The following is a 25,919-nucleotide window of genomic DNA, read 5'->3' on the forward strand; positions in this document are numbered from 1 at the left end:
TCCCCGGATTCGGAGTAATACTTGACCATACAGCATATGTGACCGGGGGAAAGGGGGTTTGGACAGGTATCGTAGGCATTTAATGGGATCGTACATTGAGCATGCGGATTGACGTGAAGTAAAGTACAGAGAGGCAATAAAAAAACTATTCCTTCGCAGAAATAGTTTGAGGACGGTAATGAACCAGCGTTTGGTTGATCCACGGTTTTTGAGGGATTCCGCTGGTTTTTTTTCGTATTTTGATTCCAATCATTTTGACTGCAATCTGCCTTTGGTACTTGCTGAGCGCTTCCATTTGCTCAACAAGCCTCTCACCGGCCGGCTCCGTTTTTTCCGCAACGTCCGCTACGCTTTCCAAAATTCTGGACAGCGCACGCTGACTTCGGGCAAGCGAAATTAGAATATGAAGCTTTGTTCGCGCTTCTTCCTCATGCCAGTTCACTTTGAATTTCCTCCGAACGATATTGGATTGATCAACCTGTGATCCCCGGATCATTGGCGCCGCCGCCCTCTTGGTCCCCTAAAAGAGCCTGAAGGTTCTTCGAAAGCGCCAGCTCCATTTTGGTCAAACCGTCAATGACTTCCAGCAGATGATCGTGGATTTCCACGGTTTTTGCAACCTGTTCACCTTGATTTTCAAATTGCATGGAGGATATGTGATGGCAAAGCCATTGGCTTGAACGGGAGGCATCGATAGCTTTTGCTTCAAGAATTAGCGATATATTGAACTGTAATCGGGAAACGGATTGCAAGATTCTGTAATAAGAGTCCTCTCTGCTCATGGTTACCCTCTTTCCATTATCAACATACGTTATTCTTCCCCGTCGGAGCTTCGCTGTTCTTTCATGATCAAATTCAAATTATCCCCAATGGCGTCGGACAGATCGGCAAGGCTGTTCAGATAGGCCGCAACGTTTTTGGTGACAAGCAGAGAACCTTCCATCAATGCCGGAATATCATCAAAAGTCGGGTTATACTCGGGAATTTCATGAACGAGCTCGGCCATCCGTACGGCGACATGCCTCTCCGACTCCAGAATTTTCGACATTTCCCAATGCGAGGAGGCCATATGTTCGATAATGCTGGTTGCTTGCTGATGCATCATTCATCCTCCCTTATAAACAAAATTATGCCATAATATATGCTGCTCCGGTAAACGGGAACATTGGCATTGGCCCAGCGGAATCGCAGCTTTCGTCCATTTTGTAAAGGAGAATGTTCCAAATGAAGGTCCCTTCGCGGGGAAGGGACGCTATTTGTATAACATATGCCAGTGTTTATCTTTTGCTCAACGGTTCCTTCCATTTCAGGAGCAAACCTCCATGTACAAAACCTCCTCCGAAGCCGTACATAAGCACCTTGTCGCCTTCTTTCAGCAAGCCCTGCTTGATCCCCTGATGTAAAGCGAGAGGGATGGTCGCGGCCGAGGTGTTGCCAAAATACTCGATGGTATGCAGAGTTTTTTCCAACGGAATCCCCGTTCTCTCGCATACGGACTCGATGATCCGGAGATTGGCGCTGTGAGGGATAAACCAATCCACACTGCCGCTGGACAGACCGGCTTGTTTAAGCAGTTCGGCTACACCTTTGGGCACAGTCTGTACGGCGAACTTATATACCTCCCGGCCGTTCTGCACCAGCTTGCCGCCGGCGTTTACGGGTACCCCGTTCAAGGAGGAGGCGATGCCGGTCCGGTACAGGTGCACGCCCCCGGTGCCGTCGGAGCCGAAGGTAGACGCGAGCCAACTCGCTTCCGCCCCTTCGGCATCCCGTTCCAGCAGCACGGCTCCTGCTCCGTCGCCGAACAAAATGCATGTCGTGCGGTCCGTGTAATCCGTTATTTTGGATAAGGCGTCGGCGCCGATCACGAGCGCCTTGCGGTGCAGCCCTGACGCGAGCATGCTTCTTGCCGTATGCAGGCTGTAGATGAACCCGGCGCACGCGGCGCTGAGATCGAACGCGAGTGTCTGCGGAATGCCGAAGTGGGCTTGGACCAGGCTGGCGGTCGAAGGGAAAGTGAAGTCCGGGGTGCTGGTCGAAACGATGAGCAGATCCACGTCATCCAATGCGGCTCCGTACCGGTTCACGAGATCCTTGACCGCTTCAATGCACAAGTGGCTGGTATACTCTTCGGGCGCCGATATGCGTCTTTCGCGGATGCCCGTTCGCTGAACGATCCATTCGTCGTCGGTTTCCACCATACGCTCCAGATCCGCATTCGTCAGCCGGCGTTCGGGCGTGTAGCTGCCAACCGCCGTTATTCTTGGAACGAATTGATTCATGATCACATCACCTCAGTTTATTATATTCACGCTCAAAAAAATTATAACCTGATATTAGTACTTGGTACCAAAAATGATACATGGGCTTTTGCATTCTGTCAATGCGTTTAATACGATAAGGAGTTACAGCTTGTTTTATTATGTTAGAATAGGGGTATCATTCGTTCGTCGATATCATACCGGCAAAATTCAGAGGGCCATACGGCTGTGTCTTAGAGAAGGGACGCCCGATTTCTATGCAGGTTCGTATATCCGTATAGAATGGAATCCAATCCATGCGCGAGCTGTGAGGTGAAGCAGATGAATATGTCCATGAGAAGCTATAAAATATTGACGATTTTACTGCCGCCGCTTATCATTGGAGGCTTTGAGTACATCCGGCATGATTTTTTGTTAGATGTGCTTTCTATGGAAGCAGGCAACTTCTATATGACCCTGCTCACGCTTTTGCTTTCTTATTTGTTCGGAACATGGATGTTCGGACGCATTCAAAGCATGAACGTGAAGCTGGCGGAAGAACAGGCCAAACGGGCGGTATATGAGGAGCGGGAAAGGCTGGCGCAGGAGCTGCACGACAACATTGCGCAGATTCTGTTTTTTATGAACGTGCAGTTAAAAAAAGGGCAGCTGGATGAGGCCCGCTCCGCCATATCGGAGATCGATCATCATTTGCGGCAAGCGATCTTTAATTTGAGAACGGCGCCGGAAGAAGGGGCGAGCTTTACTGCCAGACTGCAGACATGGCTGGAGGAGTGGAGCGGCATGAGCGGCATTGCCGTCGATCAGCATATCAGCGTGCCTGAGGATCGCATTCCGCCGTCTGCGGAGGTGCCTCTGTTCTCGATCATCCGCGAGGCGTTTACGAACATCCGCAAGCATTCCCGGGCAGACCATGCTTACATTGAGTTTGTCCTGCAGGAGGACGGGGCAAACTGGAGCTTGAGGATTGGAGATAACGGTAAAGGAACGGATCGTGAAGCGCCGGAGCAGCCTCAACGTTACGGGATTTCCATCATGCGAAAGCGGGCGAAGGAACTGGGGGCAAAGCTGGAAATCAGAACAGCGCCGGGTCAAGGAATGGAACTGCTGGTTACCGGGCCGCTGCGTGAGGAACTGGGAGGGAGAACGTCATGAATTACCGCGTACTGATCGCGGACGACCATCCGCTTGCGCGGAAGGCCGTCCGTACCCTGATCGAGGGCGAGAGCGGCTTCGAGTGGATCGGTGAAGCGCGCAACGGGCAGGAAGCCGTCGAGCTTTGCGGCGAGCTGCTGCCGGATCTCGTACTGATGGATATTCAAATGCCGGTGATGGGGGGGCTGGAAGCAACCAAACGGATTAAACAGCTCTATCCCCATATCCGCGTGGTCATGCTTACGGTATCCGATGACGTGGCGGATTTGTTCACCGCCATCCGCTATGGCGCACAAGGATATCTGCTCAAAAATATGGATCCGGACGATTGGATCGCCTACCTGCACGGGCTGCTTGATGATGACAGCGAAATCTCCCGCGGTATGGCGGATCGGCTGTTCCATTCGTTTCGTTCAGCGGACGCGAATGTGAGCGATGTACAGCCCGGTGTGCTGTCTCAGCGGGAGTGTGAAATTTTAAGCTGCGTGGCCAGCGGCCAAAGCAACCGGCAAATTGCAGAAACGCTCGTCATCACGGAAAATACGGTGAAAAATCATATCAAGAACATTTTGGCCAAGCTGTCCCTTGACAACCGGGTGCAGCTGACAGCGTATGCCGTACGGCACGGTTTGACACAGATCGGACAAAAAAACGGGCGAAAATAGCCCAATCGAGTCATTCTTTCAAGCGGCGGTTTGTTATACATTACACATGGATATACTGATCGCTAAGAAAGAAGGGATTCCATATGATGAAAAAATGGCATATTACGCTGGTATTGAGCCTGTTCTTATCGCTTATGACCGGAGGACTGGCCAGCGCGCACGTCACCGTGCTGCCAAAAGAAACGACGCAAGGATCTTACGAGAAATTTGCCGTCCGGGTCCCGACGGAGAAAGATGTGCCGACAGTGAAGGTGGAAGTGAAATTTCCGCTGGATGCCGTCTCCATCTCCCGTTTCGAGCCGAAGCCGGGTTGGAGCTATGAACTGACCAAAGACGACAACGGAAAAATTACCGGTGTGATTTGGACCGCAACGGGAGAAGGTCTCGGTCCTACAGAGTTCGGAGAATTTTATATGCAGGGTAAAGTAGCCGACAACGCTACAGCGATCCAATGGAAGGCTTATCAAACCTACAAGGACGGCAGTGTCGTCGAGTGGGTAGGCGCGGAAGGCTCGGACAAGCCGGCTTCCGTAACCAAGGTCAATGCCAAACCGGCAGGGGCAGCCACAGACAGCCACGGCCATACCGCTCCTGCCGCAGATGCCGGCAAAGCCGATTCTGCCGCAGCGCCTTCAGCGTCCGGGGAACCGGCGGCCGGAGCACCGGCAGCCTCCGGAGCGCCGCTGTACTTATCCATTGCCGCCCTCATTCTTGGTGCGTTATCTTTCGTCGTGTCCTTGTCGCGAAGAAAACGCTGATATCGTATGAACCGGTCCGTTTCCAGCATGGGAAACGGGCTTTTTTGTGTTGTAGCGCAGGTCTTTTACATATAGAGGAATTCTTATCTGCAAACCAAATCATAAAAATGCGGCCGGAAGGGGATGCTGGTTGTAGACTTGATTATTTAACCAGTTCAGGGGGGATTTGCGAAGATGCTGCAGCGTTGGCGCAACAAGAAAAACGCTTTGATATGGCTCGTCTGCCTGTTCATGAGCCTGACCATCGCAGGCAAGGTTCTTGCGTTCGGCGAAGGTGCACAAGGTCCGGACGTTTATGCGGTTCAAGGGATGTTAAAATCGCTTGGCTATTTTCAGGGTCAGATCAACGGTTATTACGGACCCGATACAGCCAACGGCGTCAGGGTGTTTCAGAAGGCTAACGGACTTCCCCCTACAGGGGCGGTGGATGACCAAACCTTGCAAGCAATCCTCTGGGCATACGGAAACCTGAAAATTCCGAAGAAACCCGCTCCCGCCCCGGGTCCGATGCCGCCCAAGCCGGGTCCGCCGCCTCAGGAGAAGCCGCCCGGGCTTATGCCTGAGGAGCAGCAGATGATCGACCTGATCAACAAGGCCCGGTCCGAAGCCGGGTTGTCTCCGCTTGCCGTCGATTTGGAGCTGTCCAAAGTGGCACGGCTGAAAAGTCAGGATATGACGGACAAAGATTATTTTTCCCACGATTCTCCTACGTATGGCTCGCCTTTCGACATGATGAAACGATTCGGAATCCGGTACCGGACGGCGGGGGAGAATATTGCCTGCAATCAAAATGCGGAGTCAGCCCATCAAGCGCTGATGAATTCCGAAGGACACCGTGCCAATATACTAAGCAGGGACTTCACTCATATCGGCATCGGTATCGTGGAGGGAGGCCCTTGCGGCAAGATGTTTACTCAGCAGTTTACAGCCAAATAACGCCGGCAAGCCCAACCGTCCTGAAGCGTGCAATGCTTCAGGACGGTTTTGTTAGACTGACACAAGCCGCATCATTCGGTTCGAATTATTCTGTAATGCAAGAGGTGATGAATTTTGCATGGAGGCATTTCCATAAAGAGGTTGATTAGTGTAAAATAGGATGATAAACCGAATTTGGAGAAGAGAGGTTGTTCTGTTTTGGCATCAAGGCTGCTGAAGGAATTCAAGGAATTCGCCATCAAAGGAAATATGATCGAGCTGGCCATCGGGGTCATTATCGGCGCGGCTTTTGGCAAGGTCGTCACATCGATCGTCAATGACGTGATCATGCCTCCGATCGGATTGCTGCTTGGCCGGGTCAATTTTTCAGATTTATTCATCAGTCTGGACAGAGTGTCGTATACATCGCTCAAGCAGGCTCAAGAAGCAGGCGCGCCTACGCTGAATTACGGACTATTTATCAACAATCTGCTTGACTTTTTGATTGTTGCTTTTGTGATCTTTATAGCCGTGAAGCAGCTCAATCGTTTGCGCAGAAAGGAAGAGAGCAAGCCGGAACCTGAAGCAAACACCAAGGAATGTCCGGAATGCCTCTCCGACATTCCCTTGAAAGCAGTTCGCTGCAAATATTGTACTGCAATCCTTGAAGGGGAAAATGAATTGAAACCGTCCAACTAAGAATGGCAGTCTAAGGATTTCCATGAGGTGGGGGCAAGGAGTAATTTGCATCTTAAGAAATTATTCAGAAAATCCTTCACATGTTCTAAAGGTGTTTTCGTTAGCCTAGTGTTATCTGTGCAGGGAGGGTTTCGTGCAAATGAATCTCGGTTCGATCGTTCTGGAAAAATTCTTATTTCTAAACAAGTTTATTCAATCTCCCAAAGAGGTAGGGAGCGTGACCCCGAGCTCCGGGTTTCTGGCTAAGGCGATGACCAGGCCGGTGGCTTGGGACAAAATCGAAAGCGTGGCGGAACTGGGGGCGGGGACGGGAGCGCTGACCAAATATATTGAGCAGGCTGCCTCAGGCCGGGTCAAAGTGCTGCTGTTCGAGAAAGAGCCGGTGCTGCGCTATAAGCTGGCGCAAAAATACCCTGCGTTCGCTTGCTATGCGGATGCCTGCGGCATTCAAAAGGCGGTGCGCCGCGAAAAACTGGACGGTTTGGACGTTGTCATCAGCGGGCTGCCGTTCTTTAATTTCCCGCGAGAAGTACGCGATCGATTGATCAAACAAATTATCTCGTCCTTGAAACCGGGCGGAAGCTTCATTGCTTTTCAATATTCACTGCAAATGAAGCCGCAATTAAGGCGCTATTTTGATATCGAAACCATCCGGTTCGTACCTTTCAACCTTCCGCCTGCATTCGTATATGTGTGCCGAAAGAAAGCGGATCCGACTTCATGACATACGATACATTGCTTGATTTGATCGGACAATACGGATATGCAGCCTTATTCTTTGCCTTATGGCTGGGAATTGTGGGAATGCCGATTCCCGATGAGGTCATTGTGATGACCGGCGGTGCGGTAACGGCGGGAGGCCTGCTGCACACCATTCCAGCCTTCGTCCTGACTTATCTCGGAGTCGTTTCCGGTCTTACCTTGGGCTATGTTCTGGGGCGCTATATCGGGACACCCGTACTGGATAAACTCAGACGAAAGAAAAACATGAATCAATATATCGAAATGTCTCAACGGTGGAGCAGCAAGTATGGTAGTCTGGCGCTTGTGATCAGCTATTTTTTTCCTGTCATCCGGCACGTGATGCCTTACATTGTAGGACTGAACAAAATGCCGTTTAGCAGGTATGCTCTGTTTTCTTATACGACAGGGCTTTTGTGGACCTTGATTTTTTTCACGGCGGGACGTTTAACGGTCGACCATGCCGCTGAAGTGGGAATGACGATTTACCGGTACGGATTGAATCTGTTGTGGGTGCCTTTTGCGGCCTGTTTTATCTATGTCGTCTTCCGGCTGTTCCTTCGCAAAAAACGAGAGAGTGGCAGCACGATGGTAGAGAAAGAATAAAAAATGGAAACGCACGGAGAACCCATCCCTTTTTATGGATAGACCAAACTGTCCATGAAAAGGGATTTTTTTGTTTTGATTATAAAAAATGGATTAAAAGTCGTGTTGAAACATGTCGAATAAATACGATATTTCTCCAATTGGTACGATGAAAGTGCTAAGAAAGTTCTATGAAAGTGCATTCAACACCATCAGGATGCGAGAGGTTTCATGTAAACGCTATATGAAAGCGTTGCATGTAAGCGATACCTTATCAAGGAGGGATGACATGGGGAAGTAAACCATGGGAAACGACCTGATCACTTCTGAATCATTAAGGGGAGGGTAAACCAGATGCCTAAAATAAAGTATGCCTATAACGTACTGGTCTATGCAGGAGAAGAAATCGAACAGAGCATAAAAAGAATCGCGGGTTTTGGGTATGACGCGGTTGAGTTCGTCGGAGAGCCGGAAAATGTAAACGGTTCAGAGATTAAAAGCTTGCTTGAGAAGTACAATGTCGAGGCTTCCTCTATTTGCGCCATTTATACACCGGAGAGAGATTTGGTTTCAAGCAACGAATCAATCAGGAAAAACGCGGTGAATTATGTAAAAGAGTGTGTTGACTATGCCAAATTGATCGGGGCTAAAGGTATTTCTGTTACCCCGACGGCCAATATGAAAATCCACGCTGAAGCGGATATCGAAACCGAGCTGAAATGGGCGGCTGAAAGCATCAGAGAAGCGGGACTGTATGCCGGCGAGCATGGAATTCGTCTGACGGTCGAGCCTTGGAACCGTTATGAAACTTATCTGATTAACCGTTTGGAGCAATCCCTGGCTTTGGTGAACGAAGTGAACCTGCCTAACGTAGGCTGCATGGGCGATACGTATCACATGAACATCGAGGAAGTGAATATCGCTGATGCCTTCCGTCAAGTTGGCGATAAATTATTCTATGTTCATTTTGCCGACAGCAACAGGGCGGCCCCGGGCAGAGGACACATCGATTTCAAGCCGATTGCGCAAGCTCTGGTAGACATCGGATATGAAGGCTACATTTCGATGGAGCTGCTTCCGCCTTTTGCCGATCCGTTCAGCGGCATCCGCTGCGAGGAATTTTACGATCAATATACCAAAGAATCGATTGATTATTTGAAAAAACTGTTTAGCTCGATTGATTAAAGGAGGACTAGAACATGAAAAAGACAATGCAGGCTGCTGTGCTCCATCAGCCGCAAGACATGAGAATTGAAGAAGTGCCTGTACCTGAGATTGCAGACCACGAAGTATTGATTGCGACAAAGCGCTGCGGGATTTGTGGTACGGACCCTCATATTTTCCGTGGTCACTTCCCGGTGCCGACCCCGCTGATCCAGGGACATGAATTTTCGGGTGAAGTAGTACAAGTAGGCTCCGCCGTAAAAAACGTCAAGGTTGGCGATCGCGTGACAGCGGATATTAACATCAGCTGCGGAACCTGCTTTTTCTGCAGGGCCGGCCAAAAACTATTTTGCAATGAAATTGTGCAGCTTGGCGTGCATACCAACGGTGCTTTCGCCGAATATGTGAAGGCGCCTGCATCCAACGTCTATCTCATTCCTGACAGCATGACCTGGGAAGAAGCCGCATACATCGAGCCGTTGGCGTGCGCCATCCGGGGCCAGGAACAGGCGAAAATTACAATGGGCAGCACGGTGGCGATTATCGGTGCGGGGCCGATGGGATTGGTACACTCGCAGCTGGCCAAATTGAACGGAGCAACGAAGGTCATCATCAGTGAAATGAACCCGACCCGGATCGAAAAAGCGAAGCAGCTGGGTGCCGATCATGTCATCGACGCTTCCAAGCAGGACCCGGTTCAAGCGGTGTTTGATTTGACGGAAGGCCGGGGAGCGGATTTTGTTATTGAAGCCGTAGGTGCTATTCCGACCTATCAGCAAGCGTTTCAAATGGTTCGCCGTGGCGGCGTACTGGTTGTGTACGGTGCAGCTCCTGCACATGCGACGATGGAAATTAAACCGTTTGAAATTTACAGCAAGGAGCTTACGATTGTAGCATCCTATGCGGGAACATACAACACATGGACCAAAGCGATCAACATGATCTCCAGCAAACGCTTCAACCCGAACGATATTATTTCCAAAACGATTCCTCTGGAGCAAGTCGTCGACGGCATCCAGGAAGCGGCAAACAATAAAGACACCATTAAAATTATCGTCGAAATCTCGAAATAATATTCCATATCATAGACAGGAGAATGAGGATATGAAATTGAAGTCTAAGCCACTGGCGCTTGCGATGCTTTCCGGTGCTCTGCTGCTTTCCGCATGCTCTTCCAATTCCGGCGATCAAGCCGGACAGGCTTCCGGCAGCAATGGCAGTGACGGCAAGCAAGTCACATTAAATACGGTATTTCTCGGCTCTTCCTGGGGACAAGCCACTCAAGAATTGGCTAAAGAATACGAAAAAGAAACGGGTGTTAAAGTCAACGTCGAATTGGTAGGCCGGGATGTCATTTATCAGAAGCTGGCGCTGTCCATCGCCGGTCAAGCCAATTATGATTTGTTTAACGTCGATTATAACTGGATTCCGGAATTTGCTTCGACAGGAAGCCTGCTGCCTTTGGATGACTATCTGAAAAAGAATAACGTGGACACTTCGAAATACCTGCCGAGAGCTTTGGCTTTATCGCAGTGGAATGACAAAAACGGATCCTTTGGCGAAGGAGGAACGATCTATGGACTGCCGCAATCGATCCATCCTCAATTGCTGTGGTATCGTTCCGATTTATTCAATGACCCGCAAATAAAAGAGGAATTTAAAGCGAAATACGGTTACGACCTGGTACCTCCAAAGGATATGAAGCAGTTCAGGGATGCGGCTGAATTCTTTAACGGTAAAGAATATAACGGGCAAAAATTGTACGGATGGGCCGCCCAGGCAAGTAAAGGATTCGGGAATGTGCATACCTGGCTGACCTTTATGTACTCGAACGGTGCGGACGTGATTGATTGGAATACGATGACTTCGTCCTTATCCACTCCTCAGGCGATTGAAGCAACCAAAACGTGGGTAGATTTACTGCAGTACTCGCCTCCGGGAATTAACGACTATACCTTTGCCGAAGTAGCGACGGATGCGGCTCAAGGGAAATTGGCTATGGCGATTCACTGGTCCTGGAGCGCTTTTGAAGTAGACAATCCCCAAACGTCCAAAACGGTCGGCAAATGGGATTTCGTGCAAGTGCCGGCTATGAAAAGCTCTACGCCGCATATCGGCGGATGGTCGATCGTAGCTCCGAAATCAACGAAAAATCCGGATGAAGCGGTTAAATTTATGATTTGGCTCGAGAATAAGCAGAATGATGTGCGTCAGGCGACCATGGGTGGAGGAGACCCGGTTCGAGAAGAATCTTATTCCGACCCGGCGTTAACCAACGAACTGATCGAAGGTACCGATGTGAAGAAGTACCGCCGTTATGAAGCGCTTCAAGAAGCGATGAAAACGGCCAAGGCCCGTCCGTTCTTCCCGCAGGAAGAAAAGTGGGAGAGTTTTGTTTCCGAATATTTGAGCGCCGCACAATTGAAAACCATGTCTGTAGAAGATGCATTGAAAAAGGCTGATGAAGCCGTTAACAAAATGCTGAAAAAATAGTCGCTTGATCTAGATGAAGGAGGGGGACTCTCCCCCTCAATTATGCAATCGGGAGAGTTGGAGATGAACAAATTTAAGTTAAGCCGGAGCGGTCCTTATTTGGTCATGGCCCCCGGAATGATACTCCTGCTGTTATTTGCTATATATCCTACAATTTTCCTGTTTAAGATCAGTTTTCAGGAATATAGTCCGATCAGTATAGAGAAACCATTCGTCGGGCTGAGTAATTATATCCAAGTGTTTCAGGATCAAAGTTTCTGGAATTCTCTGAAAATTACAATTATTTTTGTTCTTAGTACGGTTTCACTGGAGTTTTTTATTGGTTTGTTTTTGTCCATCGTTTTGCACCAGCTTGGCAAAGGGCAGAAGATATTTCAATCGCTGATCTTGCTTCCCATCGCTATGGCGCCTACGATTGTAGGGCTCATGTTCCGTTTTATGATGAACGATCAGTATGGCGTATTTAATTATTTTGCTGAAAGTCTTGGTTTTTCAAGGATATCCTGGCTTTCCGATCCCCAGCTGGCTTTACCGGCTTTGATCTTGACGGATGTCTGGCAGTGGACGCCATTTATGATGATTATCCTGCTTGCCGGACTTAAAGGTATACCGAGTGATCCTTATGAAGCGGCTAAAATAGACGGGGCAACGGCATCGCAAACCTTCTTCTATGTCACCATTCCGCTGTTGTCCAAGATTATATATATAGCACTGTTGTTAAGAACGATTGATGCATTCCGGATTTACGATACCATTTATATGATGACCAAAGGCGGACCGATCAATGTAACTTCAACCTTAAGCTGGATTGTGTACGACAAGGGCTTTAAATTCCTCGATTTTGGTTATGGCGCGGCACTATCCGTGGTCATGCTGATCCTGGTCGTGACCCTGCTGATGTTGTTCTTGCGGAAGGTTGATTTGTTTAATGTGGAGGGCAAGTCATGAGCGAATCCAAAAGTAAATCGTTTACGTTACTGCTATATCTCATAGTCATTATTGCTACGATTGTTTTTATATTTCCTATCGCTTGGATGTTTCTCACTTCTTTAAAAAGCCAAAACGATGCATTTACGGCGATTCCGAAATGGATTTTTACCGTTACTTATGATAATTACCAAACTGTTTTATTTGAAAGGGATTTTCAAAAGTACCTTTGGAACAGTTTGTATGTTTCGGTTTTCTCCACCGTGTTGGCGGTCATCCTGGGAAGCGGCATTGCCTACCCGTTCGCAAGGTATAACATCAAGGGAGCCAAAGACATCTTAACGTGGATTTTGACTTTAAGAATCGTTCCCCCGATTGTATCGGTACTGCCTATCTATTTGTTGTTTTCCAACATGAATATGCTAGATACGTATACGGCATTGATCTTAATGTATACATTTATGAATCTTCCGCTCGTGACTTGGCTGCTGTACGGCTTTTTCAAGGACGTGCCGGGAGAAATCGAAGAATCTGCGCTGGTGGATGGCTGTAACCGATTTACTGCATTTTTCAGAGTCATTTTCCCTATTATCGGCCCTGGGCTTGTATCAGCTGGATTGTTGTCGTTTATCTTTGCCTGGAACGAGTTTTTGTTCGCCAATATTTTGTCAGGCCCGAATGTTCGTACGGCCCCTGTAGGACTCAATGAATATGCAACGCCGGTAAGTGTATTATGGGGACAAATTGCGGCAGCGGGAACGATGATTATTGTCCCTATCGCCATCATCACGTTAGTCTTGCAGCGTAAAATGGTCAGCGGACTTACTATGGGAGCTGTAAAAGGGTAATGGTTACGACAATAAGCAGATAGATATTAAGCGCGTTTTGGAGGGTAAGATGGAGAGAATAAAAGTAGGAATCATAGGGACGGGCTTTTCTGCGATGGCTCATATCGAAGCATTAAGAAGAATTCCTTTTGTGGAGGTTATCGCCATATCTTCCAGTTCAAAGGAAAAAAGTATAGAGTTCTCCAAAAAAATGTGCATACCCAAGGCATATGGAGATGCGGACGAGTTGATTCGGGATCCGGAGGTACAAGCCGTTCATAATTGCACCCCCAATTCCTTGCATTTTGAAATCAATAAAAAGGTGCTCCTTGCCGGCAAACATCTCTTATCGGAAAAGCCGCTGGCCGTAAACAGCGAACAATCTGGAGAATTGCTGAGGCTTGCCGGGGAAAGCGGAGTGGTTAGCGGGGTTTCGTTCAATTACAGACATTATCCTATGGTTTCTCAAGTCAAAGAGATGCTGGAATCCGGAAGCAACGGAAAACCGAATCTCGTTTACGGCGGCTATATTCAAGATTGGTTAAGCAACGATACGGATTACAGCTGGAGGCTTGAGGAAGATAAAAACGGTCCTTCCCGTGCGATCGCGGATATCGGTTCCCATTGGTGCGACACCGTTCAATATGTATTAAACAAAAAAATTACCGAAGTCTTTGCCGACCTGAAGATCGTGCATCCGATCCGGAAAAAACCGAAAGGGAAAGTTAATACATTCGAATCGTCCAATGATGTGGAAAGAGAAGAAGTGAAAATCACGACAGAGGATTACGGAAGCGTGCTGGTTCACTTTGAAGATGGCGTTCAGGGCGTATTTACGGTATCCCAGGTGACGGCAGGAAGAAAAAACCGATTGTATTTTGAAATTTCCGCGGAACGGTCTTCGTTTGCATGGGATCAGGAGAACCCCAACCGGCTGTGGGTAGGAAAACGCGACCATTCCAACGAAGAATGGCTCAGGGATCCGGATTTATTATCACCCAAATCCGTATCATTAGCCCATTATCCGGGAGGCCATCAAGAAGGCTGGCCCGACGGTTTGAAAAATCTGTGCATCGATTTTTATCAAAAAGTGCGAAACCGGGATCATGAAAGTTCATTTGCCACCTTCTCCGATGGACACCGGATCATGAGATTAATCGATGCCATATTGAAAAGTCATAGAGAAAAAAGATGGGTAAGTTTGGCGGAATAGTCAAAAAGATTGAAGTCATGCCTTCTCATCGTCCCGGGGGTGTTATATTATGGACTAGATAAGGTTATTTATTTTAGAGAAAGTGGTGTAATCCATGAAATTGCTCTCGATGACCGCCCATGTACTGCAAATCATAAGAAGAGCTAAGCAGCCTTTGTCCAAAACGGATATTGCGGCGGCTACCGGTTTATCCGTTTCCGCAGTATCTGAACATGTCGAACGGTTGATGAATGAAAAATTAATTCAAATTTCCAATATTGGCAATTCCAGCGGCGGCAGAAAGCCCAAGCTGTACTCTATCAATCAACATGCCGGATATATCATATCCATTGAACTAGGCACAAGTGCCGTACGTGTGGGGATTACTGATTTTGACTGCAATATTCTCGTCTCTCATGGCGCCCCGGTAGATATCGGCGAGGGTCCGGAGAAAGTTCTATCCTATATTCACAGCATCGTCAGCGAGATTCTGGACAAGGCTCAAATCGGAAAAAGCGAAATCAAAGGCATCGGCATCGGAATACCGGGACCGGTCGAGTTTGCCTCCGGTCTTCCTGTCTCTCCGCCGATTATGCCGGGATGGGATCGATACCCGATCAGAGATTTCTGGTCCCGGCATTTTGATTGCCCTTGCTATGTTGACAATGATGTGAACATCATGGCCGTTGGGGAATATGCCAAAGGCTTGCAGTTTGAAGTAGACAATTTGATTTACATTAAAATAGGGACAGGGATCGGCGCCGGAATCATTTATGACGGCAAGCTTTATCGTGGTGTAAGCGGCAGTGCGGGCGATATCGGCCATATCGATGTCGGCAAAGATGTCGTCTGCTGGTGCGGCAACCGCGGCTGTCTGGAGGCCCTGGCGGGCGGTAAAGCCATTGCCGCCAAAGCCAAGGATATGGCTTTGGCCGGCAAAAGCGAGTTTTTGTTGGAAAGATTGAAATCCAATGGCGAGATCACCATCAAGGATGTACGCATGGGAATTCACAGCTTTGACTCCGCGTCTGTTGAATTGATTCGCGAGAGCGGCGCCCTGATAGGCCAAGTGATCTCTTCACTGGTTAACTTTGCGAACCCTTCCCTGATTTCGATTGGCGGGGGAGTTGCGGAGATCGGCGATATTTTGCTGGCCGCGATCAGACAAGGAGTTTATCAGCGATCCCTGCCTCTGTCTACGCGCAATTTGTTAATTAACAAGTCTAATTTGGGAAAGGCCGCAGGACTCGTAGGCGGCGCATTTATGACGATCGATCAGCTGATCATCAACAGCATTGAAAAATCGGATACCCTTCTTGATTTGAGGATGAAAAGCTGGTAGTGACTACTAAATTTATGCTGTTCGGGAGGAAAGCGTATGTTTCGTTATAGCGCTACGCAATGGATTTTTGGAGATGAAGGAATAGAAGCCAGCCTGAAAAGGCTGCAAAAATACGGATACGATGGTGTAGAACTTGCCGGAGAACCTTATTCCATCGATATCGAGCATACCAAACGGCTGCTGAAGCAGTACGGTCTGATCTGTACTTCCATTTGCGGCATTTATACGGCGGAGCGCGACCTTTCGTCTTCCAGACCGGAAGTCCGCCAAAAAGCGGTTCAATATGTGAAGGATTGCGTAGACATGGCCAGCAGCCTGGGAGCTGCCCATGTCATCGTCGTACCGTCCCCGGTAGGCAAGAGCCGTCCGGAGACGACGAGCAGCGAGGAATGGGCCAATGCGGTAAACAGCCTGAAAGAAGCGGGCGAGTATGCTGCCTCCAAACAAATCAATCTGGCGATTGAAGCATTGAACCGGTTTGAAACCTATCTTGTGAATAACCTGGAAACAGCGTTAGCCTTAGCCAAGGAAGTTAACGTGGACAGCGTGAAGATCATGGCCGATTTGTTCCATATGAATATTGAGGAACGCAGCCATGTTCAAGCCTTGAAGACCATCGCTCCGTACCTCGTTCATGTTCATATCGCCGATAATACCCGTGAAGCCGCAGGCATGGGACAGACCGATTTCGAGCCTGTGATAAGAACATTGATTGAGCTGAACTACCAAGGACCGATTACAATGGAATTTTTGCCGCCGGTCGCTAATCCGTATTTAGCGGCATCGAAGACCGGTTCCAGCGAAGTGTTCGATTTGTATACCGAACGTTCCATTCAAGAGATGAAACGTATAGTCCAAAAAATTACGGGAACGGCGTCTGCATAATCGGCCGTATCGGATCATCAGCCCCAAAATCCATGGATCGCCGCCATGGATTTTTTTTGCCTCGGCGCAGCGAAAGCCGTTAAGAGCCCATTTTTCCCCAGCCAATCACCACGCTATGCTGTCCTACATAAACTGAATTTGACTGTATCCCTAGACCTTGTAATGATACCAAAACCCGGGCAAGGAGGGGTGACATTGAAGGGCAACGACAATAATAAAAGTAAATTTTTGCTAACCAATCGCGAACGAGAAGTGTTTGAACTACTGGTGCAGGATAAAACGACGAAAGATATCGCGCAGCAACTGTTTATCAGTGAGAAGACCGTGCGCAACCATATCTCGAATGTGATGTGGTTTGAAATTCATACAAAGCCGCTTTCTGGAGGGGGACGGCGGCGAGGGTTCAAGCCCCTCCGACCGCATGCTGGGACAACCGTGCATAGCCGGGATCGGATCACCGGGAGCTTCTCAGGCATGTAATATTGTATTCTTCAATTTTTCTGTACAAGGTCGTTCTTCCTATTTTCAAAAGGGCCGCAGCCTTGCTTAAATTCCAGCCCGTTGCATGCAGCGCCTTTTTGATGGCCTCGATTTCCGCCTCTTGAAGCGACGGGACGGCATCATCGGCAGCCTGAGCCTCCGGTCCGCTTTGACAATCGTCTGCAATCTGCAGATGTTCGGGAAGTATGGGCCCTCCCTCGGCCAGAAAAGCGGCTTGCATAAGGGCGCTGTTTAATTCGCGGATGTTTCCGGGCCAGGCATGCCGCAGGAGCAAGTTTTCCGCTGCTTCCGACAAATAAGCGTTCGGATAGTTATGGCTTTGCAGCAAATGTTTGGCAAGCTCGACGATATCGCTTCTTTCACGAAGGGAAGGCAATGTAATTTGAATGCCTTTCAAGCGGTAATAAAGATCGGCGCGAAACCGTCCTTCCTTGATTTCATTTTGTAAGTTTCGATGGGTTGCCGCGATGATTCTTATATCGATGGACTTGCTTCTGGCGCTTCCGACGGGGGTGATGGTCCGTTCCTGCAAAACCCTGAGCAGAGCCGCCTGTGCGCGCAGAGACATGTCGCCGATTTCATCCAAAAAAATCGTTCCCTTATGAGCCGCCTCGAATTTCCCCGTATTTCCTTCCCGATTGGCCCCCGTAAAAGCGCCCCGCTCATAACCGAACAATTCGCTTTCCACCAGGTTGTCGGGTATTGCGCTGCAATTCACGGCTATGAAGGGTTGATTCGAACGTAAGCTGGCCGTATGAATGGATTGCGCAAACAATTCTTTCCCAGTGCCGCTTTCTCCCAGCAGCAGAACCGGAAAGTCGGTGAGAGCCGCTTTGTAGGCCAGTTCTTTTTTCTGTATGATGCTGGGGCACGATCCGGCGATATCGGAGAATGTATACAAGCGAGTTACACCGATCACTTTTTTTGAATCGCTATGGAACGCCAAACCTTTTGATGATGATCGTGGATTGTTTCGATGGAAAAGCCCTCGATGCCCGAGAATTCCTTGCCGATGGCATCCTTGCCTATAATCTGGAGAGCGGCTTGGTTGGCACGAATAATTCTGTTGTCGTTATCCAGCGACAGAAGCGGAAGCGGATTATTTTTCATCGAGAATTCCAGTTCCTTTAAAGTGATGAGATGCTCCTTCTTGGAATCTTCGATGAGAAGCCGGTTCTGCAGCGAATCCGCGGCCATCGTGGCGAGAGCCAGGCTGTGGGCATTGTAATTTTCCTGTTTGCTGCTGAAATTGATGACGCCCAACAATTCCCCGGTCGGACTGAACACAGGCGACGATGCGCAGGTGAGGAAATGATTCAACTGATAGTAATGCTCATCGGCATGGATACGGACAGGGAGCCGTTCCGTAATGGCTACCCCGATGGCATTGGTTCCCTTTCTGTTTTCCGCCCAATTGGCCCCTACCTGGAGTTGAACCGCTGCCGCGCGTTTGGAGAAATCGGGGTCGCCGACCGAATAAATGATATTGCCTTGAGCATCGATTAGAAGGGCCGCCTGTTTCGCTTGTTTGATGAAGAGCTCCATTTTCCCGAATATATGCGAGACGTGCTTGAGCAGAACTTCATTCTGATGAAGGATTTCATGAATTTGCCTGCCTGTCATCAACTGGTCGTCCACAAGATCCGTCCGTTTCAATCCATATTGCTGACAGCGCTTCCAAGATGTTGCTACAACTTCAGAATGTTTCCTTGCTTTCAGAGACGGCAACGTAAACACCTCCACAAACCACTTGTGAGATATTGATTGTAGTATAACATACTTGAAATTCAGATGTGCTCTTTTGAACAAGAATGTTTCAAAATGTTACAGCTTAACGCAAAAGAGATATAATTGAATCCGTCGTCGGAAAAAAACACCATTACGCATTGGATCCGAGCGGAATGGTGATTCCGCTAAAGCCAATAACGTAACGGTGTTTGTGTGGCTCTGGCACCATGGACTCGTCGGCAAGCGCTTACATTATTTGAATGTCAAGACGATCCGTCCATTAATGTTTCCTTTTTCCATACGTTCAAAAATTTCATTGATCTTTTCCAGAGGCTGTGTTTCGATGATCGCTTTCACTTTGCCGCGGGCGGCGAAATCCAAAGCTTCCTGCATGTCTTTTCTTGTGCCGACAATCGAACCTTTTACTGTAACGCCATTGAGAACCGTATCGAAAATCGGGATCGGCAGCTCGCCGCTCGGAAGACCGACGACCACCAGTGTACCGCCGCGTCTTACGGAACGGTATGCTTGCTCAAACGCTTTTGGAGTGACGGCCACGCTCACGGCGGCATGAGCGCCTCCGACTTTGTTCTCGATTTCTTCTACAGGATTTACAGACTTGCCGTTAATGGTAAGATCGGCTCCCAACTGCTTGGCAAGTTCCAATTTATCGTCGCTGATATCGACGGCAATGACGTTAAATCCCATCGCCTTCGCATATTGGAGCGCAATATGTCCGAGACCTCCAATGCCATAGATCGCCACCCATTCTCCCGGTTTTGCATCGGTAACCTTCAGGGCTTTATATGTGGTTACGCCTGCGCATAGGATCGGGGCAATTTCTTCATCCGATACGCCGTCCGGGATTCTCGCGACATAGGCGGCGGGTGCGACGCAATATTCCGCGTATCCTCCATCGGCCGAATAGCCGCCGTTTAACTGGCTTTTGCATAGCGTTTCCCAACCGGTCAAGCAGTACTCACATTCGCCGCAGGCGGAGAACAGCCACGGAATTCCAACCCTGTCCCCGATGTTGAGGGAGCTTACTCCCGGACCGACTTTTTCCACATAGCCAACGCCTTCATGACCGGGGATCAAAGGCAGCTTAGGTTTCACGGGCCAATCCCCATGAGCGGCATGCAGGTCGGTATGGCAAACTCCGCAAGCCGTGATTCTTACCAGTACTTCCCCTTGTCCGACCTCCGGTGTCGGCACTTCCTTGATTTCCAGCTTTTGATGAAATTGATTTACAATAGCAGCTTTCATTTGTATCCTCCTTTAAGATGAACGTTATAGGGTTGCATGCAACACTTTCATACAAACGCAAAACCCGTGCCAATCCTAAAAAACGCAGAAACGTTATGTTTTTTTGCATTGAAATGACGAAAATTCGGCCGTCAAGCCGAAAAAACGGCTATCCTATCAATTTTTCGGCTTTTTATAAAATGTTTACCAAAAAGTAAATTACACAGTACAATAGCAATGAAGGAGGAATAGCCATGGGTATTTTCAAATTCATGACACCGGAAATTATTTTCGGTACGAATGCTCTGAGTCAAATCGGGGAAAGCCTACTTCGACTGGGAGCGAAAAAGGTTTTTGTTGTCTCCGATAAAGGCGTTCTGAATTCCGGTTGGGTGGAACTTGCCGTCCGCTATTTGAAAGATTGCAAACTGGACTACTGCTTATGGACGGAACTCACCTCCAACCCCAAGGATTATGAAGTGGAAAAAGGTGTTCGAACCTATGTTGAGAGCGGTTGCAATTCGGTTGTCGGGATCGGGGGAGGAAGTGCAATTGACGCTGCCAAATCCGTTGCCTTACTTGCAACCAACAGCGGAACGATCCAACAATATGAAGGAGTCGATCTGGTAACCAGGCCGCTTCCGCCAATGGTCATGGTGCCGACGACGGCAGGGTCGGGATCGGAAGTTTCCCAGTTCTCCATTATCCGCAATTCCAAACATAAGGTGAAAATGACCATTATTTCCAAATCGCTGATTCCCGATATTGCTATCATTGACCCGCAGACCCTGATGACGAAAGATGCGCGATTAACGGCACATACGGGTATGGACGTTTTATCGCATGCCATTGAATCTTATATCTCTCTGGCGGCTACCCCGATGACGGAAGGGTATTCATTGCAAGCGATTCGCTTGGTTGCCAATTACCTTCGGCCTTCCGTGGCAAGCCAGCACAATCGCGAAGCGAAAGAAGCGATGGCCATGGCCAGCCTTCAGGCAGGGATCGCTTTTTCCAACTCGATTTTGGGAGCGGTTCATGCCATGTCACATCAATTAGGCGGTTTGCTGGATCTGCCGCACGGGGAGGTCAATTCGATTTTGCTGCCTTATGTATTGGAGTATAATTTGATCTCTTGTCCCGAGAAATTCAAAAACATTTCCGAGGCTTTCGGTGAAAACGTCGAAGGCCTCAGCCTGACTGCGGCCGCCAGAAAGGCGATTGGAGCCGTTAAGGAATTGGCCGGCGATCTCGGCATCTCCGATTCTTTGTCCGGTTTGAACCTGAAGGAAGAACAGATCGATTTTATGAGCCATAATGCGGTTCATGATGCCTGCATGACGACGAACCCGCGGGATATGAAGGTGTCGGATGTGAAAATGCTGTTCCGCCATGCTTTGGGGAGTGACATCTGATGTCGGGCAAACAAGAGTTGATCGACAAGTTAACAGGGATTAAATCTTCAAGAAAAAGTTATTACAGCGAACTAAACGCTATCGTTGAAGAAATGAAGAAAAAGAACAAGCAGCTGGAAGTCATTAACCGGTTAACACAGATCCATGTGGACAAATCATGGGAGGAAGTCAGCAGCTATCTGGCCGCCCAATTATCACAAATTCTTTCTTTCGACCGGTTTGTCCTGACGCTTCTCGACCATTCCGATCTGCTGTTTTATATTTCGGAGCCGGAAGCGGCGGGCTGGTCCTGCCGTTTTGTCAAAAGGCGAATGGTGACGAAGACGGCCATGTCGATTGAAGAATTCAAAAAGCTGCTTAAAAAGGAAATACCGGATCATCATGGCACGTCCGTTTGTTTGCAATATCAAGCCGGAAACATCTACGGATTTCTTACTCTTTTGAATCGGGAGAAAGTGGAGTATCCCCGGGAAGAGCTTGAGCTTTACAGGCGTATGGGAGAGCATGTGCGGATCTCCATTGAAAACATCCTCCTGTTTAAAGACGTGAGCGAGAAAGTCCACATTGAAGCGCAGCTGATCCAGTCTGCAAAAATGGCCGCTTTGGGAGAGATGGCTGCGGGAATCGCCCATGAATTGAACAGTCCGTTAACCGCCATTCTCGGGAATGTCCAGCTGCTGATGCGCGACATGAAAGACGGGCGTCCGGGCAAAATGCTGGAGGATATTTACCAGTGCGGCCTGCGCAGCAAAAAAATCATACAAAATTTATTGACATTCTCAAGACAGGAAGAATATCAGCTGGAAACCATGCACCTCTCCGGCTTGATCGATGACGTATTAGGGCTGGTGGGATATCAGCTGGCTGTTTCCGGTATTTCCATACAGAAGGAAATCGATCCGACACTCCCGGCCGTCAGAGGGAGCCGCAATCAAATCGAACAAGTGCTGATTAACCTTTTTCTGAATGCGAGAGACGCGGTGCAAGGAAAAAGCAATCCGGAAGTGATCATTGGAACATGCCTCGTCGATTTGGAGGACCGGCAATTCGTTTCGATCTATGTGCGCGACAACGGAGTCGGCATTGAAGAAGATAACGTCTCTCAAATATTCAATCCTTTTTTCACAACGAAGGAAAGCATGAAGGGTACCGGTCTGGGACTTTCCGTAAGTCTGGGCATTGCCGAGTCCCATGGAGGAAAGCTTCTGGTAGACAGCAGGGTCAACGAATACACCCAGTTTTCCCTTCTGCTGCCGATTCAAGAAAATGAAGGAGGGGAATCCTATGAGTAGGGTGCTCGTCATTGATGATGAAATGGAAGTGACCTCTTTTTTTCGATATTTTCTGGAAGATAAAGGCTGTGACGTGACGATTGCGAATTCAGGAAGGGAGGTCGATGAGCTGCTTCACCGGCATCCGTCTCCGTTTCATCTGGCTCTTGTGGATCTGAAGCTGCCCGATGCCAATGGATTGGATTTGTTGGCCAAAATTAAAACCAGGTACCCCGACTGCGAAGTCATGATCATGACCGGTTACAGCACCGTCAAATCAGCTGTACTGGCCTTACAAGTGGGGGCCAAAGACTATTTGGAAAAGCCGTTTGATGACCTGGAAAGCCTGGAAAACATCATCAATTCCGTATTGCTGAACCCGGTCGGCAATACGGAAAAACTGAACATGGAAGCTGCGCAATACGGAATTATTTTTTCAAATTCAAGTCCGCTGCAGAAGGTCATAGCCGTAGCGGAAAAGCTGGCCAAGAAAGCCATCAACATTTTGATCGAGGGAGAGACGGGGACCGGCAAGGAATTGTTGGCCCGATTCATTCACGGCTCCAGTCTGAGAGCCCCTTATCCGTTTGTCGGCATCAATTGCGGGGCCGTGCCGGAAAGTCTGCTGGAGAGTGAATTGTTCGGTCATGAAAAAGGGGCGTTTTCCGGAGCGATCAGGACCAGAAAGGGGTATTTCGAGCTTGCTAATAACGGAACGCTCTTCCTGGATGAGATTGGAGAGGCGCCGACTTCGATTCAGGTAAAATTGCTGCGTGTGCTAGAGACGGGAGAGTTCATGAGGGTGGGCAGTGAGGAGATCCAAAAGAGCAATGTGCGGTTCATCTCGGCCACCAATCGAAATTTGGAAACCGAGGTCCAAAACAAACAATTTCGCGCTGACCTCTTATACCGGCTGGAGGGAGTGAAATTGTCGATTCCTCCGTTGCGGGAAAGACCCGGGGATATTCCGTTGATAGCGCAGTCCTATCTGGACAAAAAATATGGAGGCGAGTGCCGGCTTGATCCGGATGCAGCGGAGATGTTAAAAATGTACGATTGGCCCGGGAACGTGAGACAGCTCCTCAATGTGCTCAATCAGACGCATGCCATTCACGAATGCAAGTGTTTAAAGCCAGACCATCTTCCGCCATATTTGCTGCAAAGAGCGGAGCATCCCGACAACCCCATGCCGATTGACCGGCAAATCGAAGATTTTATTGAACGGGAAGCCAAGCAATTTGTGCAAAGTCTGGTCAATGGCCTGAGCCAAGCCGAGCAGCTCCATTTAAAAAAAGTATTGGACAGGATCAGAAAGATGGAAGGGGAAATCGGGAGAAAAGTGATTGAAAGAAAATTGTCCGAGACCAATAGAGACAGGCAGTTGTTAAGCAAAAAATTAAATATCTCCATGAGGACGCTCCGATATATTCTAAATGAGAAGTAACGAAAGTCTCAATGCGATTGTTCTATTTTGAACAAGATGAAACACCCGATCTGTTCCATTTCTATGCAAAGCGATATAAGCGCTTACAAAAAAAGCTGGCACAGCCGTTTATTTTCCATTGGCACGACTTTTGCTCTAGTTTTTATTGTCAAAAAATCAATGGATATAAAGGAGGCTGTACAAATGATTTATGCACAACCGGGGCAAGCCGGCTCCAAAGTTACTTTTAAAAAGCGCTACGACAATTATATCGGGGGAAAATGGGTTGCGCCTGTCAAAGGGGAATATTTTGAGAACATCACGCCGGTAACAGGCCAGATTTTTTGCGAAGTGGCCCGTTCGACAGCGGAAGATATCGAATTGGCGCTGGATGCTGCCCATGCCGCCAAGGACGCCTGGGGGCGCACATCGGCGGCCCAGCGTGCCTTGATTCTGCAAAAAATCGCCGACCGCATGGAAGCCAATCTGGAGCAGCTTGCCGTAGCCGAAACCTGGGATAACGGAAAGCCCGTCCGGGAAACGCTGGCTGCCGACCTTCCTTTGGCAATCGACCATTTCCGGTATTTTGCGGGCTGCATTCGCGCCCAGGAGGGAACGCTCGGAGAAGTGGACGGCGATACGGTTGCCTATCATTTCCATGAACCGTTAGGCGTCGTCGGGCAAATCATCCCATGGAATTTCCCGCTGTTGATGGCTACATGGAAGATTGCGCCGGCGCTCGCTGCGGGCAACTGCATCGTGCTGAAGCCAGCGGAGCAAACGCCAGCTTCCATCCTGGTCCTGGCGGAGCTGATCGGCGATTTGCTGCCTCCAGGAGTATTGAATATCGTCAACGGCTTCGGGCTGGAAGCAGGCAAGCCTCTTGCTTCAAACAACCGCATCGCCAAGATCGCTTTTACAGGAGAAACGACGACAGGCCGCTTAATTATGCAATACGCATCACAAAACATTATTCCGGTTACGCTGGAATTGGGCGGCAAGTCTCCCAATCTCTTTTTGAAGACGTTTTCGCCAAAGACGACGCGTTCTTGAATAAGGCTATCGAAGGGTTTGTGCTGTTCGCTCTGAACCAAGGCGAGATTTGCACCTGCCCGTCCCGCGCCCTGATTCAGGAATCGATTTACGAACCGTTCATCGAACGGGCATTAAAGCGCGTGGCTGCGATCAAGCAGGGCAATCCGCTCGATACCGAAACGATGATCGGAGCTCAGGCATCTTCGGAACAGGTGGAGAAAATTTTGTCCTATATCAGCATTGGCAAACAGGAAGGTGCGGAATGTCTGATCGGCGGAAACAGATCGTCGTTGAAAGGCGACCTGGAAGGCGGGTATTATATTGAGCCGACCGTGTTCAAAGGGCACAACAAAATGCGTATTTTCCAAGAAGAGATTTTCGGGCCGGTCGTTTCCGTAACGACGTTCAAAGATCAGGAGGAAGCGTTATCCATCGCCAATGACACCCTGTACGGGCTGGGGGCAGGGGTATGGACCCGCGATATCAATACAGCTTACCGTTTCGGAAGAGGCATACAGGCCGGCCGCGTATGGACCAACTGCTACCACGCTTATCCGGCGCACGCGGCATTCGGGGGCTACAAGGTTTCCGGGATTGGCCGTGAAACGCACAAAATGATGCTTTCCCATTACCAGCAGACGAAAAACCTGCTTGTCAGCTACAGCCCTGACGCTTTAGGATTCTTCTAAGAA

Annotated in this window: 26 protein-coding genes and 1 pseudogene; 20 read left to right on the forward strand and 7 right to left on the reverse strand. The window is 48.9% G+C overall.

Going from position 1 to position 25,919, the window contains the following annotated elements; translation table 11 throughout:
* Positions 1-145 precede the first annotated feature (145 nt).
* The 4 genes from EXW96_RS05810 to EXW96_RS05825 all read right to left on the reverse strand — a co-directional run bounded on the left by EXW96_RS05810 (position 146) and on the right by EXW96_RS05825 (position 2,282).
* Positions 146-442 carry a hypothetical protein gene (locus tag EXW96_RS05810; RefSeq protein WP_054818995.1) on the reverse strand — a complete coding sequence of 99 codons (297 nt, stop codon included), beginning with the start codon at positions 440-442 and terminating at the stop codon, positions 146-148.
* 31 nt (positions 443-473) lie between these two features.
* The gene (locus EXW96_RS05815) at positions 474-782 is read right to left on the reverse strand and encodes an alpha-helical endospore appendage domain-containing protein (RefSeq protein WP_174350133.1); all 309 of its coding nucleotides are present in this window, start codon (positions 780-782) and stop codon (positions 474-476) included.
* Positions 783-811: 29 nt separating this feature from the next.
* Positions 812-1,105, reverse strand: a complete 294-nt coding sequence (locus EXW96_RS05820; RefSeq protein ID WP_235594136.1) for a nucleoside-diphosphate sugar epimerase — start codon at positions 1,103-1,105, stop codon at positions 812-814.
* A gap of 172 nt (positions 1,106-1,277) precedes the next feature.
* A complete protein-coding gene (locus EXW96_RS05825) occupies positions 1,278-2,282 on the reverse strand; it encodes a ketoacyl-ACP synthase III (RefSeq protein WP_074727105.1) in 1,005 nt (334 codons plus the stop codon).
* Between the two features lie 306 nt (positions 2,283-2,588).
* On the opposite strand from EXW96_RS05825, the gene EXW96_RS05830 reads away from it, so the two are divergent.
* The 16 genes from EXW96_RS05830 to EXW96_RS27310 all read left to right on the forward strand — a co-directional run bounded on the left by EXW96_RS05830 (position 2,589) and on the right by EXW96_RS27310 (position 17,089).
* Positions 2,589-3,416 (forward strand): sensor histidine kinase, encoded by an 828-nt coding sequence (locus EXW96_RS05830; RefSeq protein ID WP_062410995.1) that lies wholly within the window; start codon positions 2,589-2,591, stop codon positions 3,414-3,416.
* Complete coding sequence (locus EXW96_RS05835) at positions 3,413-4,081, forward strand: response regulator (RefSeq protein WP_062409301.1); 669 nt, start codon at positions 3,413-3,415, stop codon at positions 4,079-4,081. Before EXW96_RS05830 ends, EXW96_RS05835 begins: the two co-directional genes overlap by 4 nt.
* Positions 4,082-4,167: 86 nt before the next feature.
* Complete coding sequence (locus tag EXW96_RS05840; RefSeq protein WP_074727210.1) at positions 4,168-4,839, forward strand: YcnI family copper-binding membrane protein; 672 nt, start codon at positions 4,168-4,170, stop codon at positions 4,837-4,839.
* A gap of 174 nt (positions 4,840-5,013) precedes the next feature.
* Positions 5,014-5,775, forward strand: a complete 762-nt coding sequence (locus tag EXW96_RS05845) for a CAP domain-containing protein (protein WP_054818970.1) — start codon at positions 5,014-5,016, stop codon at positions 5,773-5,775.
* A 210-nt stretch (positions 5,776-5,985) separates the two neighbouring features.
* Positions 5,986-6,453, forward strand: coding sequence for a large conductance mechanosensitive channel protein MscL (gene mscL, locus EXW96_RS05850; RefSeq protein ID WP_074727211.1), 468 nt, complete (start codon positions 5,986-5,988; stop codon positions 6,451-6,453).
* Between the two features lie 139 nt (positions 6,454-6,592).
* Entirely contained in the window at positions 6,593-7,177 is a 585-nt protein-coding gene (locus EXW96_RS05855; protein ID WP_054818971.1) for a class I SAM-dependent methyltransferase, read from the forward strand.
* Positions 7,174-7,800 carry a DedA family protein gene (locus tag EXW96_RS05860; RefSeq protein WP_074727107.1) on the forward strand — a complete coding sequence of 209 codons (627 nt, stop codon included), beginning with the start codon at positions 7,174-7,176 and terminating at the stop codon, positions 7,798-7,800. Before EXW96_RS05855 ends, EXW96_RS05860 begins: the two co-directional genes overlap by 4 nt.
* Before the next feature lie 333 nt (positions 7,801-8,133).
* Positions 8,134-8,964 (forward strand): sugar phosphate isomerase/epimerase family protein, encoded by an 831-nt coding sequence (locus EXW96_RS05865; protein WP_062409298.1) that lies wholly within the window; start codon positions 8,134-8,136, stop codon positions 8,962-8,964.
* Positions 8,965-8,978: 14 nt separating this feature from the next.
* Positions 8,979-10,016 carry a zinc-dependent alcohol dehydrogenase family protein gene (locus EXW96_RS05870; protein ID WP_062409297.1) on the forward strand — a complete coding sequence of 346 codons (1,038 nt, stop codon included), beginning with the start codon at positions 8,979-8,981 and terminating at the stop codon, positions 10,014-10,016.
* Positions 10,017-10,047: 31 nt separating this feature from the next.
* Positions 10,048-11,436 carry an ABC transporter substrate-binding protein gene (locus tag EXW96_RS05875; protein WP_062409296.1) on the forward strand — a complete coding sequence of 463 codons (1,389 nt, stop codon included), beginning with the start codon at positions 10,048-10,050 and terminating at the stop codon, positions 11,434-11,436.
* Positions 11,437-11,499: 63 nt separating this feature from the next.
* Positions 11,500-12,384 carry a carbohydrate ABC transporter permease gene (locus tag EXW96_RS05880; RefSeq protein ID WP_054818997.1) on the forward strand — a complete coding sequence of 295 codons (885 nt, stop codon included), beginning with the start codon at positions 11,500-11,502 and terminating at the stop codon, positions 12,382-12,384.
* Positions 12,381-13,211 carry a carbohydrate ABC transporter permease gene (locus tag EXW96_RS05885; RefSeq protein ID WP_074727108.1) on the forward strand — a complete coding sequence of 277 codons (831 nt, stop codon included), beginning with the start codon at positions 12,381-12,383 and terminating at the stop codon, positions 13,209-13,211. The genes EXW96_RS05880 and EXW96_RS05885 overlap by 4 nt, the downstream gene beginning before the upstream one ends.
* Before the next feature lie 49 nt (positions 13,212-13,260).
* Positions 13,261-14,403: a Gfo/Idh/MocA family protein gene (locus EXW96_RS05890; protein WP_074727109.1), complete on the forward strand. Its 1,143-nt coding sequence runs from the start codon at positions 13,261-13,263 to the stop codon at positions 14,401-14,403.
* Between the two features lie 94 nt (positions 14,404-14,497).
* On the forward strand, positions 14,498-15,724 hold the full coding sequence (locus EXW96_RS05895) for an ROK family transcriptional regulator (protein ID WP_174350134.1): 1,227 nt from the start codon (positions 14,498-14,500) through the stop codon (positions 15,722-15,724).
* Positions 15,725-15,760: 36 nt separating this feature from the next.
* Positions 15,761-16,609 carry a sugar phosphate isomerase/epimerase family protein gene (locus EXW96_RS05900; RefSeq protein ID WP_054818981.1) on the forward strand — a complete coding sequence of 283 codons (849 nt, stop codon included), beginning with the start codon at positions 15,761-15,763 and terminating at the stop codon, positions 16,607-16,609.
* A 162-nt stretch (positions 16,610-16,771) separates the two neighbouring features.
* Positions 16,772-17,089: a helix-turn-helix domain-containing protein gene (locus tag EXW96_RS27310; RefSeq protein ID WP_235594349.1), complete on the forward strand. Its 318-nt coding sequence runs from the start codon at positions 16,772-16,774 to the stop codon at positions 17,087-17,089.
* Here EXW96_RS27310 and EXW96_RS27315 read toward each other — a convergent pair.
* The 3 genes from EXW96_RS27315 to adhP all read right to left on the reverse strand — a co-directional run bounded on the left by EXW96_RS27315 (position 17,064) and on the right by adhP (position 20,104).
* Positions 17,064-18,011 (reverse strand): sigma-54 interaction domain-containing protein, encoded by a 948-nt coding sequence (locus EXW96_RS27315; RefSeq protein ID WP_254611261.1) that lies wholly within the window; start codon positions 18,009-18,011, stop codon positions 17,064-17,066. The two genes, EXW96_RS27310 and EXW96_RS27315, sit on opposite strands and share 26 nt — an antisense overlap.
* 14 nt (positions 18,012-18,025) lie before the next feature.
* Positions 18,026-18,838, reverse strand: coding sequence for a sigma-54-dependent Fis family transcriptional regulator (locus EXW96_RS27320; RefSeq protein WP_254611262.1), 813 nt, complete (start codon positions 18,836-18,838; stop codon positions 18,026-18,028).
* Positions 18,839-19,090: 252 nt separating this feature from the next.
* Positions 19,091-20,104, reverse strand: a complete 1,014-nt coding sequence (adhP, locus tag EXW96_RS05915) for an alcohol dehydrogenase AdhP (RefSeq protein ID WP_062409292.1) — start codon at positions 20,102-20,104, stop codon at positions 19,091-19,093.
* A 233-nt stretch (positions 20,105-20,337) separates the two neighbouring features.
* Here adhP and EXW96_RS05920 point away from each other — a divergent pair, with 233 nt between their 5' ends.
* From EXW96_RS05920 to adh, 4 genes and pseudogenes are all read left to right on the forward strand, one after another.
* Positions 20,338-21,498 carry an iron-containing alcohol dehydrogenase gene (locus tag EXW96_RS05920; RefSeq protein ID WP_062409291.1) on the forward strand — a complete coding sequence of 387 codons (1,161 nt, stop codon included), beginning with the start codon at positions 20,338-20,340 and terminating at the stop codon, positions 21,496-21,498.
* Complete coding sequence (locus tag EXW96_RS05925) at positions 21,498-22,790, forward strand: sensor histidine kinase (RefSeq protein ID WP_062409290.1); 1,293 nt, start codon at positions 21,498-21,500, stop codon at positions 22,788-22,790. The genes EXW96_RS05920 and EXW96_RS05925 overlap by 1 nt, the downstream gene beginning before the upstream one ends.
* Positions 22,783-24,213 carry a sigma-54-dependent transcriptional regulator gene (locus tag EXW96_RS05930; RefSeq protein ID WP_174350135.1) on the forward strand — a complete coding sequence of 477 codons (1,431 nt, stop codon included), beginning with the start codon at positions 22,783-22,785 and terminating at the stop codon, positions 24,211-24,213. The genes EXW96_RS05925 and EXW96_RS05930 overlap by 8 nt, the downstream gene beginning before the upstream one ends.
* 183 nt (positions 24,214-24,396) lie before the next feature.
* Positions 24,397-25,916, forward strand: a pseudogene (gene adh / locus EXW96_RS05935) (aldehyde dehydrogenase).
* Positions 25,917-25,919: the final 3 nt, after the last annotated feature.

It is taken from the genome of Paenibacillus sp. JMULE4 (genome assembly GCF_013337105.1).
In the GTDB taxonomy this organism is placed as follows: Bacteria; Bacillota; Bacilli; order Paenibacillales; family NBRC-103111; genus Paenibacillus_G; species Paenibacillus_G naphthalenovorans.